Annotated in this window: 20 protein-coding genes, 1 pseudogene and 1 riboswitch; of the genes and pseudogenes, 9 read left to right on the top strand and 12 right to left on the bottom strand. The window is 71.4% G+C overall.

The window, feature by feature from the left end; translation table 11 throughout:
- Nucleotides 1-15 precede the first annotated feature (15 nt).
- From AB0C75_RS13310 to AB0C75_RS13265, 10 genes and pseudogenes are all read right to left on the bottom strand, one after another.
- Complete coding sequence (locus tag AB0C75_RS13310) at nucleotides 16-690, bottom strand: pyridoxal 5'-phosphate synthase (protein ID WP_362890135.1); 675 nt, start codon at nucleotides 688-690, stop codon at nucleotides 16-18.
- Nucleotides 691-750: 60 nt separating this feature from the next.
- Nucleotides 751-2,700, bottom strand: coding sequence for an ABC transporter permease (locus AB0C75_RS13305; protein WP_362890134.1), 1,950 nt, complete (start codon nucleotides 2,698-2,700; stop codon nucleotides 751-753).
- Between the two features lie 80 nt (nucleotides 2,701-2,780).
- Nucleotides 2,781-3,587, bottom strand: coding sequence for a molybdate ABC transporter substrate-binding protein (modA, locus tag AB0C75_RS13300; protein ID WP_362890133.1), 807 nt, complete (start codon nucleotides 3,585-3,587; stop codon nucleotides 2,781-2,783).
- A gap of 304 nt (nucleotides 3,588-3,891) precedes the next feature.
- Nucleotides 3,892-4,227 (bottom strand): annotated as a pseudogene (locus AB0C75_RS13295) (NAD(P)-dependent oxidoreductase); the annotation flags it as partial.
- A 204-nt stretch (nucleotides 4,228-4,431) separates the two neighbouring features.
- Nucleotides 4,432-4,911 (bottom strand): molybdopterin-dependent oxidoreductase, encoded by a 480-nt coding sequence (locus AB0C75_RS13290; RefSeq protein WP_362890131.1) that lies wholly within the window; start codon nucleotides 4,909-4,911, stop codon nucleotides 4,432-4,434.
- A 316-nt stretch (nucleotides 4,912-5,227) separates the two neighbouring features.
- On the bottom strand, nucleotides 5,228-5,635 hold the full coding sequence (locus AB0C75_RS13285) for a TOBE domain-containing protein (protein WP_362890129.1): 408 nt from the start codon (nucleotides 5,633-5,635) through the stop codon (nucleotides 5,228-5,230).
- Between the two features lie 24 nt (nucleotides 5,636-5,659).
- A complete protein-coding gene (locus AB0C75_RS13280) occupies nucleotides 5,660-6,898 on the bottom strand; it encodes a cytochrome P450 (protein WP_362890127.1) in 1,239 nt (412 codons plus the stop codon).
- Nucleotides 6,899-6,939: 41 nt separating this feature from the next.
- Nucleotides 6,940-8,145 carry an FAD/NAD(P)-binding oxidoreductase gene (locus AB0C75_RS13275; RefSeq protein ID WP_362890125.1) on the bottom strand — a complete coding sequence of 402 codons (1,206 nt, stop codon included), beginning with the start codon at nucleotides 8,143-8,145 and terminating at the stop codon, nucleotides 6,940-6,942.
- The gene (locus tag AB0C75_RS13270; protein WP_362890123.1) at nucleotides 8,142-8,342 is read right to left on the bottom strand and encodes a ferredoxin; all 201 of its coding nucleotides are present in this window, start codon (nucleotides 8,340-8,342) and stop codon (nucleotides 8,142-8,144) included. Before AB0C75_RS13270 ends, AB0C75_RS13275 begins: the two co-directional genes overlap by 4 nt.
- Before the next feature lie 50 nt (nucleotides 8,343-8,392).
- Complete coding sequence (locus AB0C75_RS13265; RefSeq protein ID WP_362890470.1) at nucleotides 8,393-8,989, bottom strand: helix-turn-helix domain-containing protein; 597 nt, start codon at nucleotides 8,987-8,989, stop codon at nucleotides 8,393-8,395.
- Nucleotides 8,990-9,195: 206 nt separating this feature from the next.
- Nucleotides 9,196-9,274, top strand: a riboswitch (cobalamin riboswitch).
- Between the two features lie 120 nt (nucleotides 9,275-9,394).
- Here AB0C75_RS13265 and AB0C75_RS13260 point away from each other — a divergent pair.
- The 4 genes from AB0C75_RS13260 (at nucleotide 9,395) to AB0C75_RS13245 (ending at nucleotide 12,690) form a co-directional block, all read left to right on the top strand.
- Nucleotides 9,395-10,459, top strand: coding sequence for an iron ABC transporter permease (locus AB0C75_RS13260; RefSeq protein WP_362890121.1), 1,065 nt, complete (start codon nucleotides 9,395-9,397; stop codon nucleotides 10,457-10,459).
- Entirely contained in the window at nucleotides 10,459-11,232 is a 774-nt protein-coding gene (locus tag AB0C75_RS13255) for an ABC transporter ATP-binding protein (protein ID WP_362890119.1), read from the top strand. The genes AB0C75_RS13260 and AB0C75_RS13255 overlap by 1 nt, the downstream gene beginning before the upstream one ends.
- A 59-nt stretch (nucleotides 11,233-11,291) precedes the next feature.
- Nucleotides 11,292-12,320 carry an ABC transporter substrate-binding protein gene (locus AB0C75_RS13250; protein ID WP_362890117.1) on the top strand — a complete coding sequence of 343 codons (1,029 nt, stop codon included), beginning with the start codon at nucleotides 11,292-11,294 and terminating at the stop codon, nucleotides 12,318-12,320.
- Nucleotides 12,321-12,549: 229 nt separating this feature from the next.
- Nucleotides 12,550-12,690 (top strand): SCO1431 family membrane protein, encoded by a 141-nt coding sequence (locus AB0C75_RS13245; protein WP_362890115.1) that lies wholly within the window; start codon nucleotides 12,550-12,552, stop codon nucleotides 12,688-12,690.
- Between the two features lie 117 nt (nucleotides 12,691-12,807).
- Here the strand turns inward: AB0C75_RS13245 and AB0C75_RS13240 are convergent, their stop codons facing one another.
- The gene (locus AB0C75_RS13240; protein WP_362890113.1) at nucleotides 12,808-14,070 is read right to left on the bottom strand and encodes a glycoside hydrolase family 18 protein; all 1,263 of its coding nucleotides are present in this window, start codon (nucleotides 14,068-14,070) and stop codon (nucleotides 12,808-12,810) included.
- A 336-nt stretch (nucleotides 14,071-14,406) separates the two neighbouring features.
- Between AB0C75_RS13240 and AB0C75_RS13235 the strand changes: the two genes are divergently transcribed.
- The gene (locus tag AB0C75_RS13235; RefSeq protein WP_362890111.1) at nucleotides 14,407-15,579 is read left to right on the top strand and encodes an acyl-CoA dehydrogenase family protein; all 1,173 of its coding nucleotides are present in this window, start codon (nucleotides 14,407-14,409) and stop codon (nucleotides 15,577-15,579) included.
- Nucleotides 15,580-15,937: 358 nt separating this feature from the next.
- Here AB0C75_RS13235 and AB0C75_RS13230 read toward each other — a convergent pair whose 3' ends face one another.
- Nucleotides 15,938-16,357: a hypothetical protein gene (locus tag AB0C75_RS13230; protein ID WP_362890109.1), complete on the bottom strand. Its 420-nt coding sequence runs from the start codon at nucleotides 16,355-16,357 to the stop codon at nucleotides 15,938-15,940.
- Between the two features lie 201 nt (nucleotides 16,358-16,558).
- On the opposite strand from AB0C75_RS13230, the gene AB0C75_RS13225 reads away from it, so the two are divergent.
- The 4 genes from AB0C75_RS13225 to fxsA all read left to right on the top strand — a co-directional run bounded on the left by AB0C75_RS13225 (nucleotide 16,559) and on the right by fxsA (nucleotide 20,676).
- The gene (locus AB0C75_RS13225) at nucleotides 16,559-16,999 is read left to right on the top strand and encodes an Lrp/AsnC family transcriptional regulator (RefSeq protein ID WP_362890107.1); all 441 of its coding nucleotides are present in this window, start codon (nucleotides 16,559-16,561) and stop codon (nucleotides 16,997-16,999) included.
- Nucleotides 17,000-17,067: 68 nt separating this feature from the next.
- On the top strand, nucleotides 17,068-18,708 hold the full coding sequence (locus AB0C75_RS13220; protein WP_362890105.1) for an amidohydrolase: 1,641 nt from the start codon (nucleotides 17,068-17,070) through the stop codon (nucleotides 18,706-18,708).
- Nucleotides 18,709-19,244: 536 nt separating this feature from the next.
- Nucleotides 19,245-20,012 carry a polyprenol monophosphomannose synthase gene (locus AB0C75_RS13215; protein WP_362890103.1) on the top strand — a complete coding sequence of 256 codons (768 nt, stop codon included), beginning with the start codon at nucleotides 19,245-19,247 and terminating at the stop codon, nucleotides 20,010-20,012.
- Nucleotides 20,013-20,082: 70 nt separating this feature from the next.
- Nucleotides 20,083-20,676 carry an FxsA family membrane protein gene (gene fxsA, locus AB0C75_RS13210; RefSeq protein WP_362890101.1) on the top strand — a complete coding sequence of 198 codons (594 nt, stop codon included), beginning with the start codon at nucleotides 20,083-20,085 and terminating at the stop codon, nucleotides 20,674-20,676.
- Nucleotides 20,677-20,760 lie beyond the last annotated feature (84 nt).

Here is a 20,760-nt window from a genome sequence, read left to right as displayed (position 1 = left end):
AGGGAACGACGCGGCTCAGGACCAGAGCCGGAAGCGTTCCCATCCGCCGGCGACGCGTTCGTAGCGCAGCCGGGTGTGGATGCGGCTCCGCGCCGCCTGCCAGAACTCCACCTCGGCCGGGACGAGGGTGTAGAGCGTCCAGGCCGGGTCGACGAGCGAAGGGTCCGTGTCGACCCGGGCGAGGGACTCCTTCAGCGCCTGGTCCCGCTCCGCGGTGTCCGTCAGATGCCGGCTCTGCCGGGCCGTCAGGGACTCGGCCCTGGCCGTGGCGGAGCGGCCGAGGAAGTCGGCGGCGTTGTCCTCGGCCGAGCCGGGTGTCACCTCGCCGCGGACTCTGATCTGGCGGCCATGGACCGGCCAGTAGAAGGTGAGGGCGGCCCGGGGGTGTCCGGCGAGGTGCCGGCCCTTGGGGCTGGAGGCATGCCCGGCGAACTGCCAGCCGGAGGCGTCCACGTTCTTGAGGATCAGTACACGGGAGTCCGGATCTCCCGCCGCGTCGACCGTGGACAGGGTCATCGCGTGCGGATCACGCACACCGTCCGCCACGGCATCGGAGAGCCAGGAGAGGAAGAGCGGGACCGGGTCGGCCGGTGCCTGCTCGGGGTCGAACTCCCGCAGCGGGCCTGCGAATACGTCGAGGCCGCGCAGCCACTGCCGCGTGCTGTCGCCGTGCTCCGGGTTCGTGGTCATCCTCAGCTCCTCCTGCCGCCGTACGGGCCGCTTCCCCGTACGGGGGGAATTCTGCCCTGCTCAGAGGGCGACGACGGTCGCTTCCGTGGCTTTGACGCTGGTCCAGACGGGCGTCCCCTCGGCGAGGCCGAGCTCGGCGACCGCCTGAGGGGTGATCTCGGCGACGAGGTCCGGCACCTGGTCCGAGGTGATCAGGACCCGCAGTCTGCTGCCGCTGGTGGTGATCTCCCGTACGGTGCCGGGCCAGACGTTGCGTGGACTGCCGGAGGGCTTGTCCCGGTGCACGGCGACGGCTTCCGGGGCGATGATCGCGAGCGCGCCCGTGCCGGGCGGGGGCAGTTCCGCGGCCACGAGGGTCCCGCCGCCGGTGAGCCGGATGCTGTCGTCGGCGGAGGTGCCTGGCCAGGCGTTGCGGCCCAGCATGCGGGCGACCCAGGGGGAGCGCGGGTGGTGGGTGACCTCGGTGGGCGGGGCGTCCTGGAGGGTCCGCCCCTCGTCGAGGACGAGGACCCGGTCGGCGAGCGCCACGGCCTCGACGGGGTCGTGGGTGACGATGAGGCATACGCCGCCGAACCCGTCGAGATGGCGGCGGAGGGTGTGCCTGACGTGTGCACGGGTGGTCTGGTCGAGTGCGGCGAGCGGTTCGTCGAGCAGCAACAGCCGTGGCCGGGCGGCCAGCGCCCTGGCGAGTGCCACACGCTGGGCCTGGCCCCCGGAGATCTGCCCCGGCCTGCGGTGCGAGAGGTGCCCCACGCCGAGACGGTCCAGCCACAGCTGCGCGCTGCGGCGGGCCTCGGCGCGCGGGACGCCACGGGCGCGGAGCCCGTACGCCGTGTTGGCCGAAGCGTTCATATGGGGGAAGAGCGCACCGTCCTGGGGCACCCAGGCCACGCCCCTGCGGTGCGGAGGGAGTGCGGTGACGTCGGTGTCGCCGAGCCGGAGTTCGGCGTGGGCGCGCGGGGTGAGGCCGAGGAGCGCCCTGAGCAGAGTGGTCTTGCCGGCGCCGTTGGGACCGACGACCGCGATGGTGGTACCGGCCTCCGCGTCCAGGGTGAGGTCGTTGAAGCCCGTGACGGTGGCGTGCAGCGGCCAACTGCCCCCCTTCTCAACGGTCTCGGGCGTGCCCTCGGGATCGGCCCCGATGTCCATCGGTGCGGCCGGCCCTGAGTCGTCGGCCGGGGTGCGCGGCCGGTCCGTGGAAGCGCCCGGGGCGCCGGTCCACCGGCCGCGCAGTGCGATGAGTACGACCATGGCGATGGCCAGCAGCAGCAGGGATACCGAGGTCGCGGCCTCGGGGCTGTCCTGGAGCAGCAGATACACCTGGAGCGGGAGGGTCTGCGTGGTGCCGGGAAGGTTTCCGGCGAAGGTGATGGTCGCGCCGAACTCCCCGAGGGCGCGTGCCCAGGTCAGGGCGGCACCCGCGGCGAGACCCGGGGCGACCATGGGCAGGGTGACGGTGAAGAACACCCGTACCGGCGAAGCCCCCAGGGAGGCCGCGGTCTCCTCGTAGCGTGGGCGCAGCCCGCCCAGCGCTCCTTCGAGGCTGATGATGAGGAACGGCATGGCGACGAAGGTCGCGGCCAGGACGGCGCCGGAGGTGTGGAACGGCAGGGTGATCCCGAAGGTGTCCTCCAGCCAGGGGCCCAGAAGTCCGCGCCGGCCGAAGGCCAGGAGGAGGGCCACGCCGCCGACCGTCGGTGGCAGCACCATCGGCAGGAGCACGAGGGAGCGGACGAACGCCTTGCCGGGGAAGTCGACACGGGCAAGCAGCCAGGCCAGGGGCACACCGAGGACGAGGGAGAGGCCCAGGGCCCAGGCGGAGACGACCAGCGACAGCTTGAGCGCCTGGGTCGTCCCGGGGCTGGTCAGATGAGCGCCCAGTTCGCCCCACGAGGTGCGGGCGAGGACCCCGACCAGCGGCAGGAGCAGGAAGGCGACGGCCAGCAGCGCGGGGATCGCCAGGGCGATCGGTGCGCGGGGGCCGGTGGCGCTGCGGCGAAGGCGTCTCATGGAAGATCCCCGGTGCTGGAAGTGCCGTGCGGGCGGCCAGGCTCTCAGGACCGGGCCGCCCGCACAGGTGAGTGTCCTGGTTACGGCTTCTGGAAGCCGGCGCCGGCGAGGATCTTCTGGGCCTCGGGGGTGGACAGCCACTTCACGAACGCGGTCGCGGCGTCACTGTTCTCGGAGGTCTTCAGCGTCGCCGCCGGGTAGGAGGCGACGGCGTTCTGCGCGTCCGGGATGTCGATCGCCTCGACCTTGTCGGTGGCCGTCGCGGCGTCCGTCCTGTAGACGAGACCGGCGTCCGCCTCGCCGAGTTCGACCTTGCTGAGCACGGCGCGGACGTTGGGCTCCTGGGAGACCGGCTTCACGGCGATCTTCTGCGCGTCCAGGATCTCCTGGCCGTAGCGCCCGACCGGCACCTCGGGGGCCGCGAGGACGACCTTCAGCGCGGGGTCGGCGAGGTCCTTGAGATTCTCGACCTTCTCCGGGTTTCCCTTGCCCGTGGCGATCACCAGACGGTTCTTCGCGATGACGGTCGGCGTCCCGGTGTCGGACGTCAGCCCGTCCATCGTCCTGGTGTCCGCCGTGACCAGTGCGTCGGCGGGTGCGCCCTGCTTGACCTGGGCGGCGAGCTCCTGCGAGCCGGCGAAGGAGAACGTCACCTTCGTGCCGGGGTTCTCCTTCTCGTAGGCCGCGCCCGCCGTCTTGAAGACGTCGGTGAGCGAGGAGGCGGCCAGAACCGTCAGGTCGGCCTTCGGCGCCCCGGACGCGGAAGAGGTGGCCTTGTCACCCGACTCCTTCTTGTCGTCGTCGCTGCCGCAGGCGGCCAGCGGAACAAGGAGCGCCGCGGTGAGGACCGCGGCGGCCGTACGTCGTCCGGTGAACATGAGAGACATGAGGGTGGGACTCCTTGGGGGACGTGGCCGGCTTGCGCGTGATTCAGGTGCGGCCCCTGGGCGGCTTCGGCTGCGCCGGGGCGGACGCCGAGCAGACGTGCCGCCTGTCCAAGGGTGGGGACTGCATGTGCGACAGATTAGAGGAAGCCCGCTTGTATTTACAAAGTTTAATGTGAATCTACATAGCAGATGCGTCGGCATCTGGAGGATGGTCCGAGGTCGTGTCCGGAAAGCCCCGCGGTACGCCCGCCCGGAGGCCGCCACGGGGGAGCGGCCAGGTTCGGGAGGGCTCCGTCGCGACCGGTCAGCGCACCAGCAGGTCGATCACGCCCGTGAGGTCCTCATCTCCGCTGCCCTCGGCCAGGCGGCGCCGCATCAGCGCGAAGTAGGGGCTGAGCAGCTCCGGGCTGACCCCCTGCTGCTCGGCGGTGCTCAGGAAGGTCGGCGTGCCGGCCACCTGCATGGCGAGGTCGGAGACGACGCCCCGGGTGAAGTCGCCGCTCCGCAGCTGGTCGGCGGTCCGGTGAGCTGCCGGGGCCATCGCGACGAGCCAGTCGGCGAGCAGTGGGGCGAACACGGCCGGGTCGGTGTCCTCCTTCCGGATCAGGGCGGAGGCGTGCGCGGACCCGGCGAACATCCCCCGGCCCGGCTCCCACGGTTCGTACCGGCCGAGGACGGTGGCCCGGTCGGCCACGGCGGCCTGACCGAATCATGGAGGGACGCGAAGGTCTGGTCAGTACTGCGGTGCTCGATCCGACCGGACGTCCGCCGCGCGCCTCTGCGATCGACGCCGAAGCCGTCGTCGTCTCCGTCGATGGCCGATCGCCACGACCGTGATGTGCTCCTAAGGAGCTGATACGGCCCCGACCCACACACGGGTGATGGCGCTGACGTAGCGCGCACCGCACCGGTCGACGGGCACCACGAGCTGGCTGCCCGCCGTGTCCAGGTCCTGGCCGTCGATCCGGGTGGCCAGCAGGACGGGGGCGTCGCGGAAGTCGGCGTCGATCTCCGCCCAGGCCAGCACGGTGCGGTGCCCGTCCCCACCGGACACCGCGAGCACGAAACGGGAACGGTCCTTGCGCCGGCGGATGTCGAACAGCGGCTGCGCGTCCAGGACCACCTCGCGCAGCAACGGCCCTTCGAACCGGTGCTCCTGCGGGCCACTGGTCGCGCAGTCGAAGACGACCTCGGCCCGGTGCTGCTTCCACCCGCTGCGCAGGTCACCCACGGACAGCGTGGCCGGACGCCCGACGTTTCCGAGCACGGCCAGCGCGCCGCGCCCCGTGGGTGGGGGCCGGTGCTGTGCACTGAGTCGGTTCACGGAATCCCCCCGGGTCGGACGGCCCCGCGGGGCGGCTGTCGGAAGGTATGCCCAGCAGCCGCCCCGCGGAACCGTGACTGCGAGGCAATACCCCTACTCCGCCTGGCGCCTGGGAGTTCCGGCAGGGGATCGGGTCACTTTCGGCGGTCCAAGGCGAGCCAAGGCGAGCCAGGCGCGGTCGCGGGCATCGCGTACCTCCCGCACGGTGTGGAGGTCCATGTCGCACTCCGCTCCGGCCGCTGTGTCATCGGCCACCGACGAGCTCGGTGAAGCAAGGGCGCGGCCCTGCTGTGCCGCTGACCGCGTCGGGAGCGGTTCAGCTCCTGGGCCGCGGACGGTCGATGTGCACGTTCGTCGACTTGACCCGTGCCGTCGCCAGGACCCCCACCTCCAGGCCGAGTTCGTCCACGGACTCGCGGCTGATGAGCGACACCAGCCGGTGGGGTCCCGACTGGATCTCCACCTGGGCCACGACGTCGTCCGCAGTCACGGCGGTGACGATGCCGGCGAAGGAATTGCGCACCGAGGTCAGGATCTCGCCGGATACGGGGTGCAGACCCTCGGCCCGCTCCGTGGCGAAGCCCGCCAGGCTGACGCCGTCGATCACCCGGTTCCCCGACCCGCCGCGGTCCATCGTGAGGTGCCCACCGTCCGCCCAGCGGCGAACGGTTTCCGGACTCACAGCCAGCATCTCCGCGGCCTGGCCAATGCTGTACGAGGGCACGCCTGGAACTCTAGCGCCGCGCGGTCACCAGGTGACGGGCAGGGAGTGCAGCCCGTAGATGATGGCGTCGTACTTGAAGGCGATGGTGTCGAGGTCCTCCACGGGGCGGAGGGTGGGGATGCGGCGGAAGAGGGTGGGGTAGAGAACCTGGAGTTCCATGCGGGCCAGGGGCTGGCCGACGCAGTGATGGGCCCCGGCGCCGAACGCCTGGTGGTGACGGGCGTTACGGGTGATGTCGAGCCGGTCGGGCTCGGGGAAGACCGAGGGGTCCCGGTTGGCGAGTTCGCCGAGAAGGATGACCCCCTCTCCGGCGCGGATGGTGCGACCGGCGACCTCGATGTCCTCCATGGCGGTGCGGCGGCGGCCCAGATGGACGATGGAGAGGTAGCGCAGGAGTTCCTCGACGGCATCGCGGATGACGGTGGGGTCGTCGGTGTCGCGGATCACGGCGAGTTGCTCCGGGTGCTGCAGGAGCAGGAGCGTGCCCAGGCTGATCATGTTCGCGGTGGTCTCGTGACCGCCGAGGAGGAGCAGCACACCCATCGTGGCGGCCTCGCGGCGGGTGAGTTCGCCGGCCTCGATCTGGGTGCAGAGGCTGGAGAGCAGATCGTCGCCGGGCTCGGTGAGCTTACGGCCGACCAACTCGTCGAGGTACGTGGCGAGATTGGTGTGGGCCGTGGTGCGCTCCTCGGGGGAAGCGACCGCGGAGACGATGACCTTGCTGTTGGCCTGGAAGAACTCGTGGTCCTCGTAGGGGACTCCGAGCATTTCGGAGATGACCAGGGAGGGGATCGGCAGGGCGAGTTCCTGGACGAGGTCGGCCTGCCCCGGGCCCGCGAGCATCGCGTCGATGAAGTCGTCGGCCATCTTCTGCACCCGGGGGCGCATGGCCTCGACCCGCTTGATGGTGAAGGCGCCGCTGATCATGCGGCGCAGCCGGGCGTGCTCGGGGTCGTCCATACCGACGAAGCTCAGATCGGCACTGCCGGCATGGGCGTGCGCGGGGTCCACGGGGCTGGGGAAGCCGGGACGGGTGAACTCCACGCTCAGCCGCGGGTCGGACAGCAGCGCCTTCTGCTCGGCGTGCCCGGTCACGGCCCAGGGAGTGCTGTCGCCCCAGGAACGGACCTGGGTGAGCGGGCCGTGCTCGGTCAGGGCCCGCATCTCGGGGGAGGGAGCGAAGGGGCACTGCGAGGAGCGCGCCGGGGGGAAGTCGGGGATGCCGGGGGTGCTCGTATCGGTGGCGGGGGGTGTGCTCGTCATGCTCGTCTCCTGTGGGGGTGGGGCGGTGGAGGATCAGCCGGTCACGGCGTGGCGACCGCGGACTCCGGCCGGGGCGCGGGGGTGTACCGGCCGAGCAGGTCCCCGCGGTGCTGACGGGCCTGTTTGGGCATGTTCCAGCCCAGGACCGCGACGGGGCCGTCGTCGTCGGTGTACAGGGCGACGAAGCGGCCCTGCTCCGGGCTGCCTTCGACGATGTGCGCGGTGGCGGTGGGCGTGGGCACCCCGTACACCTGGATCTTCACGCCGAGCTGGTCGGTCCAGAAGTAGGGGAGCGGGCTGTAGGGGCGGTCCTCGCCCAGGATGTTCGCCGCGACCAGCATGGCCTGCTCGGTGGCGTTCGTACGGTTCTCGAGACGCACCGACCGCCCCAGTGCCTCATGGTCGAAGCGGGCCACATCTCCGGTGGCGTAGACACCGTCGGCGGCTCGGCAGCGGGAGTCGCACACCACACCGTCATCGAGCACCAGGCCGCTGCCCTCCAGCCAGTCGGTGGCCGGCGTGCTGCCGACCGCCGAGACGACCAGATCGGCGGGTATGGTCCCCGAGCCGGCCGTGCGGACACCGGTGACGCGTCCATCGTCCGTCGCAAGACCGTCCACCAGCGTGTCCGGGCGCAGCCGCACCCCGTGCTCGGTGTGCAGCGCGGCGAGCCGGCCCGCGACGTCCTGGCCGAGCTGCGTCTCCATCGGCGCTGCCTGCGGCCCGGCGAGTGTCACATCGATGCCCATGAGGCGGGCCGTCGCGGCGATCTCGGCGCCGAGCACCCCGTCACCGACGACCACGGCACGCCGGGCCTCCAGGAGCTCCGTGCGCAGCCGCGCGGCGTCGTCGAGGGTCCGCAGCACATGCACGCCCGCCGGGCCCGACAGCCCCGGCAGCCTGCGCGGGCGCAGTCCCGTGGCCAGGACGACGGCTCCCGCCCGCAGCTCGGACCCGCTCGCGGTGCGCACCGTACGGCTCGCCGCGTCGAGCGCCGACGCACGCTCACCGAGGACGAACTCGGCGTCCAGGGCGTCCAGTACGTCACGGGTGCGCAGATGCGTGCGCTCGGCGTCCCACGTCCCCGCGAGTACCTGCTTGGACAGGGGCGGGCGGTCGTACGGTGCTCCGGTCTCCTCGCCGAGCAGCGTGACGCGCCCGCCGTAACCCTTGCGGCGCAGGCACTCGACGACGGCGAGACCCGCTGCGCCGGACCCGACGACGAGCACGTCCGACGGCGTACTCACGCGTTCTCGTGGAGGTGGATGGCGGCGGCCGGGCAGATGTCCGCGGACTCGCGGACCGCTTCGTGCCGGTCGGCGGGCGGCGCGGCGTCGAGGAGGACGACGATGCCGTCCTCGTCACGCTGGTCGAACACCTCGGGTGCGATCAGTACGCACTGTCCGGCGCCGCAGCACTTCTCCTCGTCCACAGTGATCTTCATGTGTTCTCCCTGTTCATGTGTGGCGTGCTCTTCGTGCTCTTCGTGGTGTGTCAGTGGCGCGTGGTGGGCGCGGCGAGCAGGCCCACCAGCGCGTCCTCCAGCGCGTCGGCGGTGCGCTTCCAGGACGCGTCGGCGTCGGCCGGGTCCTCGGCCAGGGCGCGCTCCTGCTCCGCGCACGTGTGGGTGATCAGATGGCGGGCCATTTCGGCCCGCGCCGGGCGGATGTCCGGCGGCACGATGGGGTGCAGGCAGGTGCCAAGCCCCTTCAGGGTGCGGCGCAGGCTGTCGCGAGTGAGGGACTCGTCCGCCACCAGCGTCCGCATCAGCGGGTCGGTCATCACCTGTACGGAGAAACGCGCGTGCCAGGAGGGGGCGCCGATGGCGGCGTTGTGGTCGGTCACCGGGCGCAGCAGACAGCGCACCCAATCCCGCAGGTCGGTGCTGTCGCCGGCGGTCTCGACGTACCGCGCGCGGATCAGGTCGACCTCGGTGCCGTGCCTGGTCATGATGGCCCGTACGAGCGTCGCCTTGCTCCCGAAGTGGTAACTGACGGCGGTGGTGTTGCCCTGGCCCGCCGCCTCGCCGATCTGCCGGTTGGAGACGCCCGAAAGCCCGTGCTCCGCGTAGAGACGCTCGGCCGCCTTCATGATGGCCTCGCGTGTGCCGGCGCCGCGGCCGGTGCGAGGCTCGGTTCTGTTCACGATGGCTTCCTCCTCGACGTCGCGTTCTCTTGATCACTAGACATCACCCCACTAATTGAGTCAACCGACTGACTTAATCGGGTGGGTGACCGGCCGGAATCATGCGCAGGGAAGCGGCTGACCCGGATGCTCTAAACTGCAGGCGCCTCGTGGGGGAAGTCCGGTCGAAGTCCGGCGCTGACCCGCAACGGTAGGCGGAACCCGCACATGGTTCCGCGAGCCCGATCACCCACGGTGGCGAAGCTCTGTCGATCGCCGTGGACTGCGAGAGGTGCTGCGCACGGCGCTTCTCGCGCCCCGGGCCGCCCCTTGGATTACGTAGGCACGGCCCGAGGCGAAAGTGATCCGCCCGTGGCCACGCCCCCCGACCGAATACCGCCCGAGCGCGTCCCCGTACCCCTTCTCGTGACCGGCCTGTGCGTCGCGCTCCCGCTGTCCCTCGCCTGCGGGGCGGGGATCGGGGCATCGGGGCTCAGCTGGGGCGAGACGCTGCACCACCTGTGGGCCGGGCTGACCGGCGGGCGGATAACACCGGACGAGGTCTCCTCGTACACCATCGTCTGGGAACTCCGCTTCCCGCGCACCGTGCTCGCCGCCGTCGTCGGGGCCGGTCTGTCGGCCGTCGGCCTCGCCGTGCAGGCCATGGTGCGCAACGCGCTCGCCGACCCGTTCGTCCTCGGCATCTCGTCGGGCGCGGCCGTCGGCGCCAACGCCGTGCTCATCTTCGGGGCCTTCGGCGCGTTCGGCGTCTGGGCGCTCTCCTCGGCGGCCTTCCTCTCCGCGCTGCTCGCCATGGTGCTGGTCTACACGATCGCCAGGACCCCCCGGGGCCTGACACCGCTCAGACTCGTGCTGACCGGGACCGCGATGTACTACGGCTTCTCCGCCGTGACCACCTTCATGGTGTTCGCCGCCGAGCGGGGCGAGGCGGCACGGTCCGCGATGATGTGGCTGCTCGGCAGTCTGGGCGGGGCCACCTGGTCGTCCGTGCCGATCGCCGCGGGCGCCGTGCTCGGCGGCCTCGCCCACCTCGGCTGGTCGGCGCGCCGGCTGAACGCCCTCGCCATGGGCGACGAGACCGCCGCCGCGCTGGGCGTGGACCCCGGGCGCCTGCGCAAGGAGCTCTTTCTCGTCGCCGCCGCCGTCACCGGGGCCGTCGTCGCGGTGAGCGGCGCGATCGGCTTCGTGGGCCTGATGGTCCCGCACGCCGCGCGGATGCTGGTCGGCGCGGACCACCGCCGTCTGCTGGCCGTCGCGCCCCTGGCCGGCGCAGTCCTGCTGATCTGGGTGGACATCCTGTCGCGCGTGGTGCTCGCGCCCGCCGAACTGCCGGTGGGCGTACTGACCGCGGCCGTCGGCGTGCCCTGCTTCATCCTGCTGATGCGCCGCCGTACCTACACCTTCGGAGGTGCCTGATGCACGTCGAGATCGACACGCTCACGGTGGAGATCGCCGGCGCGCGGCTGGTGGAGGACGTCACGCTGCGCGCCGGCAGCGGGCAGCTCGTCGGCCTCGTCGGACCCAACGGCAGCGGCAAGTCGACCCTGCTGCGCTGCGTCTACCGGGCTCTGAGCCCCTCGGGCGGATCGGTCCGGATCGGCGGGGAGGATCTGCGGTCCATGACGGCGCGGGAGAGCGCGCGCCGGGTCGCCGCACTTCCGCAGGAGGTGGTCGCGGAGTTCGACTTCACCGTCGCCGAGATCGTGGCCATGGGCCGGCTGCCGCACCAGGGGCCGGTGGCCCGCACCACCGACGAGGACCGCAGGACGTGCGAGGCCGCGCTCAAAGGCGTCGGGGCCGCTCATCTGGCCGGCCGCGGTTTCCTCACCCTCTCCGGAGGTGAGAAGCAGCGGGTCCTGATCGCCCGCGCGTTCGCCCAGCAGCCTCAGGTGCTGGTGCTCGACGAACCCACCAACCACCTGGACATCGCCCAGCAGCTGGAGGTCCTGTCACTGGTGCGGGGGAGCGGGCTGACCGTGCTCACCGCGCTGCACGACCTCAACCTCGCCGCACTCCACTGCGACGTCCTCCATGTCATCGACGGCGGGCGGATCGTCGCCTCGGGAGCACCGCACGACGTCCTCACGCCCGAGCTGCTGGCCGAGGTCTTCGGCGTACGGGCGCATCGCGTCCCGCACCCCGAGACCGGCGCGGTGCAACTGCTCTTCGACCGCCTCCGCTCCGCGTGACCCCCTCCGTTCCGCGTGCCCCCTCCGCCCGTTGCCCGACCCAAGGAGCTTCCACCGCCATGCGCCCCACCGTGCTCGCCCTTGCCGCCGCGCTCGCCCTCGCCGCCTGTCCCGCCCTCGCCGGCTGCGGGGCGGAAGTCACCTCGGAGAGCGGGAAGGGGGACGGCGCCCGGGCAGCCGACGGCCACTACCCGGTGACCGTCACCAACTGCGGCGAGAAGAAGACGTACGACAAGGCTCCGCAGCATGTGGTCACCAACGATGTCGGCATCACCGAGATCATGTTCGCGCTCGGGCTCGAGGACCACATGGCCGGCTATGTGATGCCCGACGACAAGGGCGACCTGACGTCGGTGCCCTGGAAGGACGGCTACGCGAAGACCACTTGGCTGTCGAAGAAGCAGATCAACAAGGAGCTGGTCCTGGACGCCGGCGCCGATCTGGTCTTCGCGGGCTGGAACTACGGCTTCAGCGAGGGCGACGGCTTCACCCCCGCCGCGCTGCGGCGGGTCGGCGTCGACTCGTATCTGCTCAGCGAGTCCTGCCGCAACGGACAGGGCAAGGCCCGCGGGGTGATGGCACCGCTCGACGCGCTGTACACCGACCTGGAGAACCTCGGCCGGATGTTCGACGTCGAGGACCGGGCCGACACGCTCATCGCCTCGTTCCGCAAGCAGGTCGCCGACGCACAGTCGAAGGCCCTCACGGGCGCCGACCGGCCGCGCGTCTTCCTCTACGACGACGGGCAGGACAAGCCCCTGACCTCCGGCGCCTACGCCGGCCCCCACGACATCATCACCAAGGCCGGGGGTGACCACATCATGAAGGACCTCGAGGACAGCTGGACCACGGTGGGCTGGGAGACGGTCATCGCGCGTGACCCGGAGGTCATCGTGATCAACAACTACGGGGACACCACCGCGGAGCAGAAGCGGACGTTCCTGAAGTCCTACAAGCCGCTCGCCGGAGTATCCGCGATCAAGAACGACCGGATCGTCGTCCTCGACTACGTGGACCTGGTCGAGAGCCCGCGCAACCCCGCGGCCATCAGTTCGCTCGCCGATGACCTGAGGAGTGCCGGTTCCTGATCCGGGAAGCTGTGGCGTGCCCGGCGGTATGGCATGGAGCACATCCGGCCTGCCCGCGCGGGGCGCGTCGGCCCGCCGATCCCCCTGGGGGAGCTCGGATACGCGCCCTCCGCGAGGCAGCGGCCGGCCGGCCGCTGTGACCCGGATCTCTACCGCGTCGCCCGTCCGCGCTGGCACTGTGGTCGGGTCACGGGGGACGACCAGTTGCCGAGCGAGCGAGCGAGATGCCATGACCGCGACCACAGCCGAGAACCGGACCCACGCCCGCACCGGCGGCCCCAAGGACGGGCCGAAGATCCTGGAGCACGTCCTGGGCTGGACGCTCGTCGTCGTCCTCGCCATGTTCGTCACCCAGGCCGGACTCATGTGACCCGCGGCCACCCGCCACGAAAGGTGGGGTGGGGGCCCAGGCCACGAAAGGTGGGGTGGGGCGCCCGCCCGGCACCCCACCCCTGACCCGCCCTGCGGGCCGTGTACCCCGCCGGTGCTAGTTGATGGCCTTGATGAGCTCACCGTCCGTGGTGTCGCCGCTGAGCTCCCAGAAGAAGGTGCCTCCCAGGCCCTGCTCGTTCTTGTAGTCCATCTTCGTGCCGATGGTGGCCGGGGTGTCGTAGCTCCACCAGTCGGTGCCGCAGAGGGCGTACGCCGTGCCCGCGACCGTGCTGGTGGCCGGGCAGCTGTTCTTCAGGACCTTGTAGTCCTCGATGCCCGCCTCGTAGGTACCCGCAGCCGCACCGGTCGCGGTGCCGCCGGGCTCCTCCTGGGTGACGCCCGTCCAGCCGCGGCCGTAGAAGCCGATGCCCAGCAGGAGCTTCTCCGAGGGGATGCCCAGGTCCTTGAGCTTGGAGATCGCCGCGTCGCTGTTGAAGCCCTCCGACGGGATGCCGTCGTAGGAGGTCAGCGGTGAGTGCGGCGCCGTCGGACCCTGCGCTTCGAACGCCCCGAAGAAGTCGTACGTCATCGGGTTGTACCAGTCCAGGTACTGCGCCGCACCCGCGTAGTCCACCGCGTCGATCTTGCCGCCGTCGGACCCGTCGGCGGTGATCGCCGAGGTGATCAGATTGTCGGTGCCGAACTTCGACCGCAGCGCCGACAGGAGCTCGCCGTATGCGTCACGTCCGCTGGTGTCGCAGGTGAGACCGCAGGCGTTGGGGTACTCCCAGTCGATGTCGATACCGTCGAAGACATCGGCCCAGCGCGGGTCCTCGACCAGGTCGTAGCAGGAATCGGCGAAGGCGGCTGGGTTCTGCGCGGCCTCACCGAATCCGCCGGACCAGCTCCAGCCGCCGAACGACCAGATGACCTTCAGGTCCGGGTGCAGCTTCTTCAGTTTGCGCAACTGGTTGAAGTTGCCGCTGAGTTCCTGGTCCCAGGTGTCCGCGACACCGTCGACCGACTGGTCGGCCGTGTAGGTCTTCTCGTAGTCCGCGTAACTGTCGCCGATCGTGCACTTGCCGCCCTCGACGTTCCCGAAGGCGTAGTTGATGTGCGTGAGCTTGTCGGCCGATCCCGACGTCTCGATGTTCTTGACATGGTAATCGCGGTCGTAGACACCCCAGTTGGTGAAGTATCCGACGACCTTGTCGCCGGCCGCCGCGGGTGCGGCCTCGGCGGCCGGCGGGGCGGCTGCCGGGGCGGCGCCGGCGGACGAGGTGCCGACGATGCCGAGCAGAGCGGCTCCGAGCGCGGCGGTACAGGCGGTGGCGACGAGCGCCCTGAGGCGGGCGCGAGGGCGGTGAAGTCCGGTCATTGTGGCTCCTCGTGGGGGAGGGCGGTGGCTGCCCGGTCCAACCAGAATTGGCATGGACGCGATGAGGCATGGGTGAGACCGTAGAAGGACTAGACCAGTTGGGTCAATGGTTCGGACCAATTTCCCTGAGGGTGGGCTCCGGCTACCCGGTGACGCCCGCGCTCCGATCGGGCATACTCGACGCGCCACAGCCGCTGGCCAGCGTCTCCCGTGATCCGGGAAGGCAGGATCGGTTGGGGAGCCGTAGATTTCCGGGCATCGCCCGGGACCACCCGGCGGTGCGCGCACACCCCGCGCGCGACCGTCGTCACGCCCGACAGGGAGGAGAGCGCCGTCATGTCCGACCGTGCCCCGCAGCCGGTGGAACGCCGTCTGCCCACCGAGGAGTCCCGGCAGCTCATCGAGCTCGTACGCGACATCGTGTCGAAAGAGATCACTCCCCGGGCGGCCGAGGAGGAGGAGGCGGGGCACTTCCCGCGCCCGCTCTTCACCCTGCTCTCCGAGTCGGGCCTGCTCGGCCTGCCGTACGACTCCGCGCACGGTGGCGGCGACCAGCCGTACGAGGTCTACCTCCAGGTCCTCGAAGAGCTGGCGGCCGCCAGGCTCACCGTCGGCCTCGGCGTCAGTGTCCACTCGCTGGCCTGCCACGCGCTCGCCGGATACGGCACCGAGGAGCAGAAGGCCGCCCACCTCCCGGCGATGCTCACGGGCGGCCTGCTCGGCGCCTACTGCCTCTCCGAGCCCTCTTCGGGCTCCGACGCCGCCTCGCTCCGCACGAAGGCCGTGCGCGACGGCGATGACTGGGTGCTCACCGGGACCAAGGCCTGGATCACGCACGGAGGCATCGCCGACTTCTGCACGGTGCTCGCCCGCACCGGGGAGGACGGCCCGCGCGGCATCACCGCGTTTCTCGTGCCGGGTGACGCCGAAGGCCTCAATGCCGCCCTGCCCGAGAAGAAGATGGGCATGAAGGGCTCGCCGACGGCCCAGCTGCACTTCGACGGCGTACGGATCTCGGGCGAGCGCCGCATCGGGGACGAGGGGCAGGGCTTCGCCATCGCCCTGTCCGCGCTCGACTCGGGGCGTCTCGGCATCGCCGCCTGCGCCGTCGGCGTCGCCCAGGCCGCGCTGGACGAGGCGGTCGGATACGCCACCGACCGGCGCCAGTTCGGCCGGCCCATCGCGGACTTCCAGGGGCTGCGCTTCATGCTCGCCGACATGGCCACCCAGGTCGAGGCGGGCCGGGCGCTCTACCTGGAGGCGGCGCGGCTCCGCGACGCGGGCCTGCCGTTCTCACGGCAGGCTGCGATGGCGAAGCTGTTCTGCACCGACGCGGCGATGCGGGTGACCACCGACGCGGTCCAGGTGCTCGGGGGCTACGGCTACACCCTCGACTTCCCGGTCGAGCGGCTGATGCGTGAGGCCAAGGTGCTCCAGATCGTCGAGGGCACCAATCAGATCCAGCGCATGGTCATCGCCCGTCACCTCGCGGGTCCCGAGACGCGCTGACCCGGACGGGCCGGTCCGACCAGACGGGCGTTGTCATGATCCGGTTCCACTCCTGGTCATGACGGCCCGGCAGGGATCGCCCCGTGCCCTCCCAACGGCGCAGCATGGCCCGGTAGATGGGAGGGTCGGTGGTGTGCGGCGCGGACTGCGCCGCGGATTCGCGTTCCCGGGGCGGCGGTCCGGTTCGAGGAACCGATTCTTCGGACACGGGTGCGGCGAGTCGGCGGCGTGCGGGGCCGGCCGTTGAAGGCAGCGTGGTCATACAGAACCAACGCCGCCACGGGGCCCCGGGTCACTGGCCGGCCGATTCGCGCGCCCGTTCCTCGCGCGTGGGCGCGCCCTCAGGGGCGCGGAGGGATCAGGCGGCGCGCCGCCCGGCCTGCGGCACGTACGGCAGGGGACGCGAGCCAGGACCGCCTGCGTGCGAGAACGGCTGCATCCGCCAGTCGAGCCCCTGAGGGAGCGTCAACAGCAGTGCGGTCTCCTGCTCCTGGGCCCGGAGGGACTCGTCCGCGGGGCGCGCCAGGGAGGCGTCACCGTTCGTACCGGGGCAGACGGTGAGGACGAACGGGTTCCACGGGGTGGGGCACAGCGCGTGCTCGGGGAGCACGTCCTCGTCCGCCAGCAGGGCGATCGGCCGGGCACAGTCCGGGCAGATCACCCGGTACATCTCGAAGGTGTCGTACGCGTCGAGAACGGTGTCCTCGTCCGGAGCGGCGGATGTCGCGCTCCCGGTGGGTTCCGGTTCGGTACGTCCGGTGAGCTTCAGGCTCTGCATGGATCTTTCCCCCTCGGATGGGCCGGCGAGACGCCACGGCCTCGGCCACAGCAAGCACTTCCCGTCGGAAGTCGGCCGTAACCACGACGCCCGTTGCTACCGACCCGTAAACCTGTGGCGTTCATCACAAGCCCCTCGAACGTGTCCTTCCGGGGGTCTCACAGCTGTGCCTGGAGGGCCAGGGGCCATAGGTTGATCCGCATGGAGGAGCTGGACCGTCAGATTGTGGAGTTGCTCGTCAAGGACGGGCGGATGAGCTACACCGACCTGGGCAAGGCCACCGGCCTGTCCACATCGGCCGTTCATCAGCGCGTCCGCCGGCTGGAGCAGCGCGGGGTGATCAGGGGCTACGCCGCGGTCGTCGACCCCGAGGCCGTCGGCCTGCCGCTCACCGCGTTCATCTCGGTGAAACCCTTCGACCCGAGCGCACCCGACGACATCGCGGAACGGCTCGCGGGTGTGCCGGAGCTGGAGGCGTGCCACAGCGTCGCGGGGGATGAGAACTACATCCTCAAGGTGCGGTGCTCCAGCCCCCTGGAGCTCGAGCACCTGCTCACCCGCGTCCGTACGCTGGCAGGCGTCTCCACCCGTACGACCGTCGTCCTGTCCACGCCCTACGAGGCACGACCGCCGCGCATCTGAGGGGACCCGCACGGCGTTGCGGAGGGGGCGGGGGAGGAACCGGTCCCGGCAGGCGCGAGACTGGTCCCATGACCGAGAGCACCGCCCCCCAGAGCGAACACCGCACCGTGCTGCTGCGCGGTGGAGACGTCCACAGCCCCGCCGATCCGTTCGCCACCGCGATGGTCGTCGAACGCGGCCATGTCGCCTGGGTGGGCTCGGAGGGGGCGGCCGACGCCTTCGCGAGCGGCGTCGACGAGGTGATCGACCTGGAAGGTGCCCTGGTCACCCCGGCCTTCACCGACTCCCATGTGCACACCACATCGACCGGTCTCGCCCTGACGGGGCTCGACCTCTCCGGTGCGCACACGCTCGCCGAAGCCCTCGGTCTTGTGCGTGCGTTCGCGAACAACCGGGCGGAAGCCGGGGTGATCCTCGGCCACGGATGGGACGCCGCCCGCTGGCCCGAACAGCGGCCGCCGTCGCGCGCCGAGCTCGACGAGGCGGCAGGCGGCAGGGCCGTCTATCTGCCCCGCGTGGACGTCCACTCCGCCGTGGTGACCACGGCGCTCCTGGACCTGGTCCCGGGTGTCACCGCGCTGGCCGGCTACCACCCCGACGCCCCTCTGACCGGCGACGCCCACCACGCGGTGCGGGCCGCCGCCCACGGCGCCGTCACACCGGCGCAGCGGGCGCGGGCCCAGCGCGCGGCCCTCGCGCACGCGGCCTCGCTCGGCATCGGCACCGTGCACGAGTGCGCGGGCCCGGAGATCTCCGACGAGGAGGACTTCACCGGACTGCTGGCACTCGCCGCCGAACAGCCGGGCCCCCGGGTCTTCGGATACTGGGCCGAGCAGGTCCAGGACGAGAAGGGCGCGCGCCGCATCCGCGAGCTCGGCGCCATCGGCGCGGCCGGCGACCTCTTCGTCGACGGCTCGCTGGGGTCGCACACCGCCCTCCTCCACGAGCCGTACGCCGACGCCCCGCACACCGGCACCGGGAGGCTCGACGCCGCGGGGATCGCCGCACATGTGACGGCGTGCACCGAGGCGGGGCTCCAGGCCGGCTTCCACGCGATCGGCGACGCGGCGGTGTCCGCCGTGGCGGCCGGCGTCAGGGCCGCCGCCGAGACACTCGGGCTCGCCCGGATCCGGGCCGCCAGGCACCGCGTGGAGCACGCCGAGATGCTCACCCCCGAGACCGTCGCCGCCTTCGCCGAGCTCGGCCTCACCGCCTCCGTCCAGCCCGCCTTCGACGCGGCCTGGGGCGGCCCTGACGGCATGTACGCCCGGCGCCTGGGCCCGGAGCGCGCCGCGACCCTCAACCCGTACGCCGCCCTGCTGCGCGCGGGCGTGCCCCTCGCCTTCGGCTCGGACAGCCCGGTCACCCCCCTGGACCCCTGGGGAACCGTGCGCGCCGCGGCCCATCACCGCACACCCGGGCACCGCGTCTCCGTACGCGCCGGCTTCGCCGCCCACACGCGGGGCGGCTGGCGGGCCGTCGGGCGGGACGACGGCGGCGTACTGGTCCCGGGAGCACCGGCCGACTACGCCGTCTGGCGTACCGGTGACCTGCTGGTCCAGGCCCCGGACGACCGGGTGGCGCGGTGGTCAACCGATCCCCGTTCCGGCACCCCCGGCCTGCCCGATCTCACCCCCGGTGCGGAGCTTCCGGTCTGCCTGCGGACGGTGGTACTCGGACAAACTGTCTACGTGCGGCCGAACGAGTGACGTCGAGATATTCCGTACCGCCGATCGATGGCGCCAGGACTCTGCGACGGCCTGCCCAGCCTCGGTGCTGACCTGGCGTTTTTGATGAAACCAGCAGGTCGAAGGGGTGTTGACAGAAAGTGGTCACGGGCCGGTAGGTTCGGCCGGGTCCACCACTGGACGTCCGACCGGTCAAACCTCCACGCAGTCGTCGAACGCCGCTGGGTCATGGGGTGGTGTGCCCACCGGCGCACCACCACTGACAGCCAGGTTCAGCGCCCGCGCCTCGGGGGCGAGGGAAGGTTTCGTCCGGACGGCAGGTGTGACCCGGGTGGGGCCCGGAGGTTCAGTAGACAACGGCTCTCGGTCGACCCGCAGCCAGCGGGTCCCAGGTCGGCCCGAAGGACACCGGGCCCCGATCCGCAGTGCCGCGCCCTTCTGTCCGCAGTTCCGTGCTTCTGTCCGGGGCGCCACACGCCACCCCGTGACCGCGTCGGAGTCCAGCCGCTCGGTGCTGGATATGGTGTGCATCTGCGTACGGACTTTAAGGGGCAGTAGTGAACGACGGCGGTCAGAGGCAGTTCGGCCCGCTCGGCACAGTCTTGGTGATCATTCCGACCTACAACGAGGCCGAGAACATCAAGCTGATCGTCGCCCGGGTGCGTGCCGCCGTCCCGGAAGCGGACATCCTCGTCGCCGACGACAACAGCCCCGACGGCACCGGGAAGGTCGCCGACGAGCTCGCGGCCGGCGACACCCATGTGCACGTCCTGCACCGCAAGGGCAAGGAAGGGCTCGGCGCCGCCTATCTGGCGGGCTTCCGCTGGGGCTCCGAGCACGGCTACGGCGTCCTGGTCGAGATGGACGCGGACGGCTCGCACCAGCCCGAGGAACTGCCGCGGCTGCTCACCGCGCTGAAGGGCGCCGACCTGGTCCTCGGCTCACGCTGGGTGCCTGGCGGCCGGGTGGTCAACTGGCCCAGGCACCGCGAGATGATCTCGCGCGGCGGCAGCCTCTACTCCCGGATGCTGCTCGGCCTCTCGGTGCGGGACGTCACGGGCGGTTACCGCGCCTTCCGCACCGAGACCCTGGACGGTCTCGGACTCGACGAGGTCGCCTCCCAGGGCTACTGCTTCCAGGTCGATCTCGCCCGGCGGGCCGTCGAGGCCGGCTACCACGTCGTCGAGGTGCCGATCACCTTCATGGAGCGGGAGATCGGCGACTCGAAGATGAGCCGCGACATCCTCGTCGAGGCACTGTGGCGGGTCACGGGCTGGGGCATCACCGGCCGGGCCAACAAGGTGCTGGGCCGCAAGACGCCCTGACCGGTCCCGCCGAGGCCGCATGATCACCCCCCTTACGCCGCTCGCACCGGCTTACGGGCACACTGGGGGTATGACGACCGGCACACCGCCTCCGAACCGTCCACGGCGCTCACGCGCCCGTACGCTCCTGCCGCTGGGCATCGCCGCCTGGCTGGTGCTGGAGATCTGGCTGCTGACCGTGGTGGCCGGCGCGGCGAACGGCTTCACCGTGCTGCTGATCCTGGTCGCCGGCATCGTGCTCGGCGCCGCGGTGATCAAGCGGGCCGGGCGCCGGGCCTTCCGCAACCTCACCGAGACCCTCCAGCAGATGCCGGGCCGGCCCGGCGCTCCCGCCACCCCGCCCGCGGCCCCCTCGGCCGGCAAGGGGAACGGCTTCCTGATGCTGGGCGGTCTGCTCCTCATGATCCCCGGCGTGATCTCCGACGCCGCGGGACTCCTGCTGCTGTTGCCCCCGGTGCGCTCCGTGCTCGCGCGCTACACCGAACGCTCCCTGGAGCGCCGGATGCGGGCGGCGGCGCCGGGAGGCTTCTCCGACGCCTTCCAGCAGGCCCGGATCCACCGGCCGGACGGCAAGGTGGTGCAGGGCGAGGTCATCCGCGAGGACGGCACACCCGGGCGGCCCCGCCCCGACGACGGCGAGGACCGCCCTCCGCTGATCCCCTGAAGGACCCCGGCCCCGCCCCGGCGGGGCCGCACGACGAAGAGCCGCAGGACGACAAAGAGCCGCGGGCCGCGACACATGTTCTGT

The sequence above is a fragment of the Streptomyces sp. NPDC048565 genome (assembly GCF_040650935.1).
Classification (GTDB): Bacteria; Actinomycetota; Actinomycetes; order Streptomycetales; family Streptomycetaceae; genus Streptomyces.
Note: the sequence above shows the minus strand (reverse complement) of the source record. Positions and strands in the feature narration are given on the sequence as shown.

Bases quoted from the DNA above. Each gene is read 5' to 3' on its own strand.
- AB0C75_RS13310 (WP_362890135.1), bottom strand. From the start codon at position 690: ATGACCACGAACCCGGAGCACGGCGACAGCACGCGGCAGTGGCTGCGC.
- AB0C75_RS13305 (WP_362890134.1), bottom strand. From the start codon at position 2,700: ATGAGACGCCTTCGCCGCAGCGCCACCGGCCCCCGCGCACCGATCGCC.
- modA (WP_362890133.1), bottom strand. From the start codon at position 3,587: ATGTCTCTCATGTTCACCGGACGACGTACGGCCGCCGCGGTCCTCACC.
- AB0C75_RS13280 (WP_362890127.1), bottom strand. From the start codon at position 6,898: ATGACGAGCACACCCCCCGCCACCGATACGAGCACCCCCGGCATCCCC.
- AB0C75_RS13270 (WP_362890123.1), bottom strand. From the start codon at position 8,342: ATGAAGATCACTGTGGACGAGGAGAAGTGCTGCGGCGCCGGACAGTGC.
- AB0C75_RS13265 (WP_362890470.1), bottom strand. From the start codon at position 8,989: ATGAAGGCGGCCGAGCGTCTCTACGCGGAGCACGGGCTTTCGGGCGTC.
- AB0C75_RS13255 (WP_362890119.1), top strand. From the start codon at position 10,459: ATGCACGTCGAGATCGACACGCTCACGGTGGAGATCGCCGGCGCGCGG.
- AB0C75_RS13250 (WP_362890117.1), top strand. From the start codon at position 11,292: ATGCGCCCCACCGTGCTCGCCCTTGCCGCCGCGCTCGCCCTCGCCGCC.
- AB0C75_RS13245 (WP_362890115.1), top strand. From the start codon at position 12,550: ATGACCGCGACCACAGCCGAGAACCGGACCCACGCCCGCACCGGCGGC.
- AB0C75_RS13240 (WP_362890113.1), bottom strand. From the start codon at position 14,070: ATGACCGGACTTCACCGCCCTCGCGCCCGCCTCAGGGCGCTCGTCGCC.
- AB0C75_RS13235 (WP_362890111.1), top strand. From the start codon at position 14,407: ATGTCCGACCGTGCCCCGCAGCCGGTGGAACGCCGTCTGCCCACCGAG.
- AB0C75_RS13230 (WP_362890109.1), bottom strand. From the start codon at position 16,357: ATGCAGAGCCTGAAGCTCACCGGACGTACCGAACCGGAACCCACCGGG.
- AB0C75_RS13225 (WP_362890107.1), top strand. From the start codon at position 16,559: ATGGAGGAGCTGGACCGTCAGATTGTGGAGTTGCTCGTCAAGGACGGG.
- AB0C75_RS13220 (WP_362890105.1), top strand. From the start codon at position 17,068: ATGACCGAGAGCACCGCCCCCCAGAGCGAACACCGCACCGTGCTGCTG.
- fxsA (WP_362890101.1), top strand. From the start codon at position 20,083: ATGACGACCGGCACACCGCCTCCGAACCGTCCACGGCGCTCACGCGCC.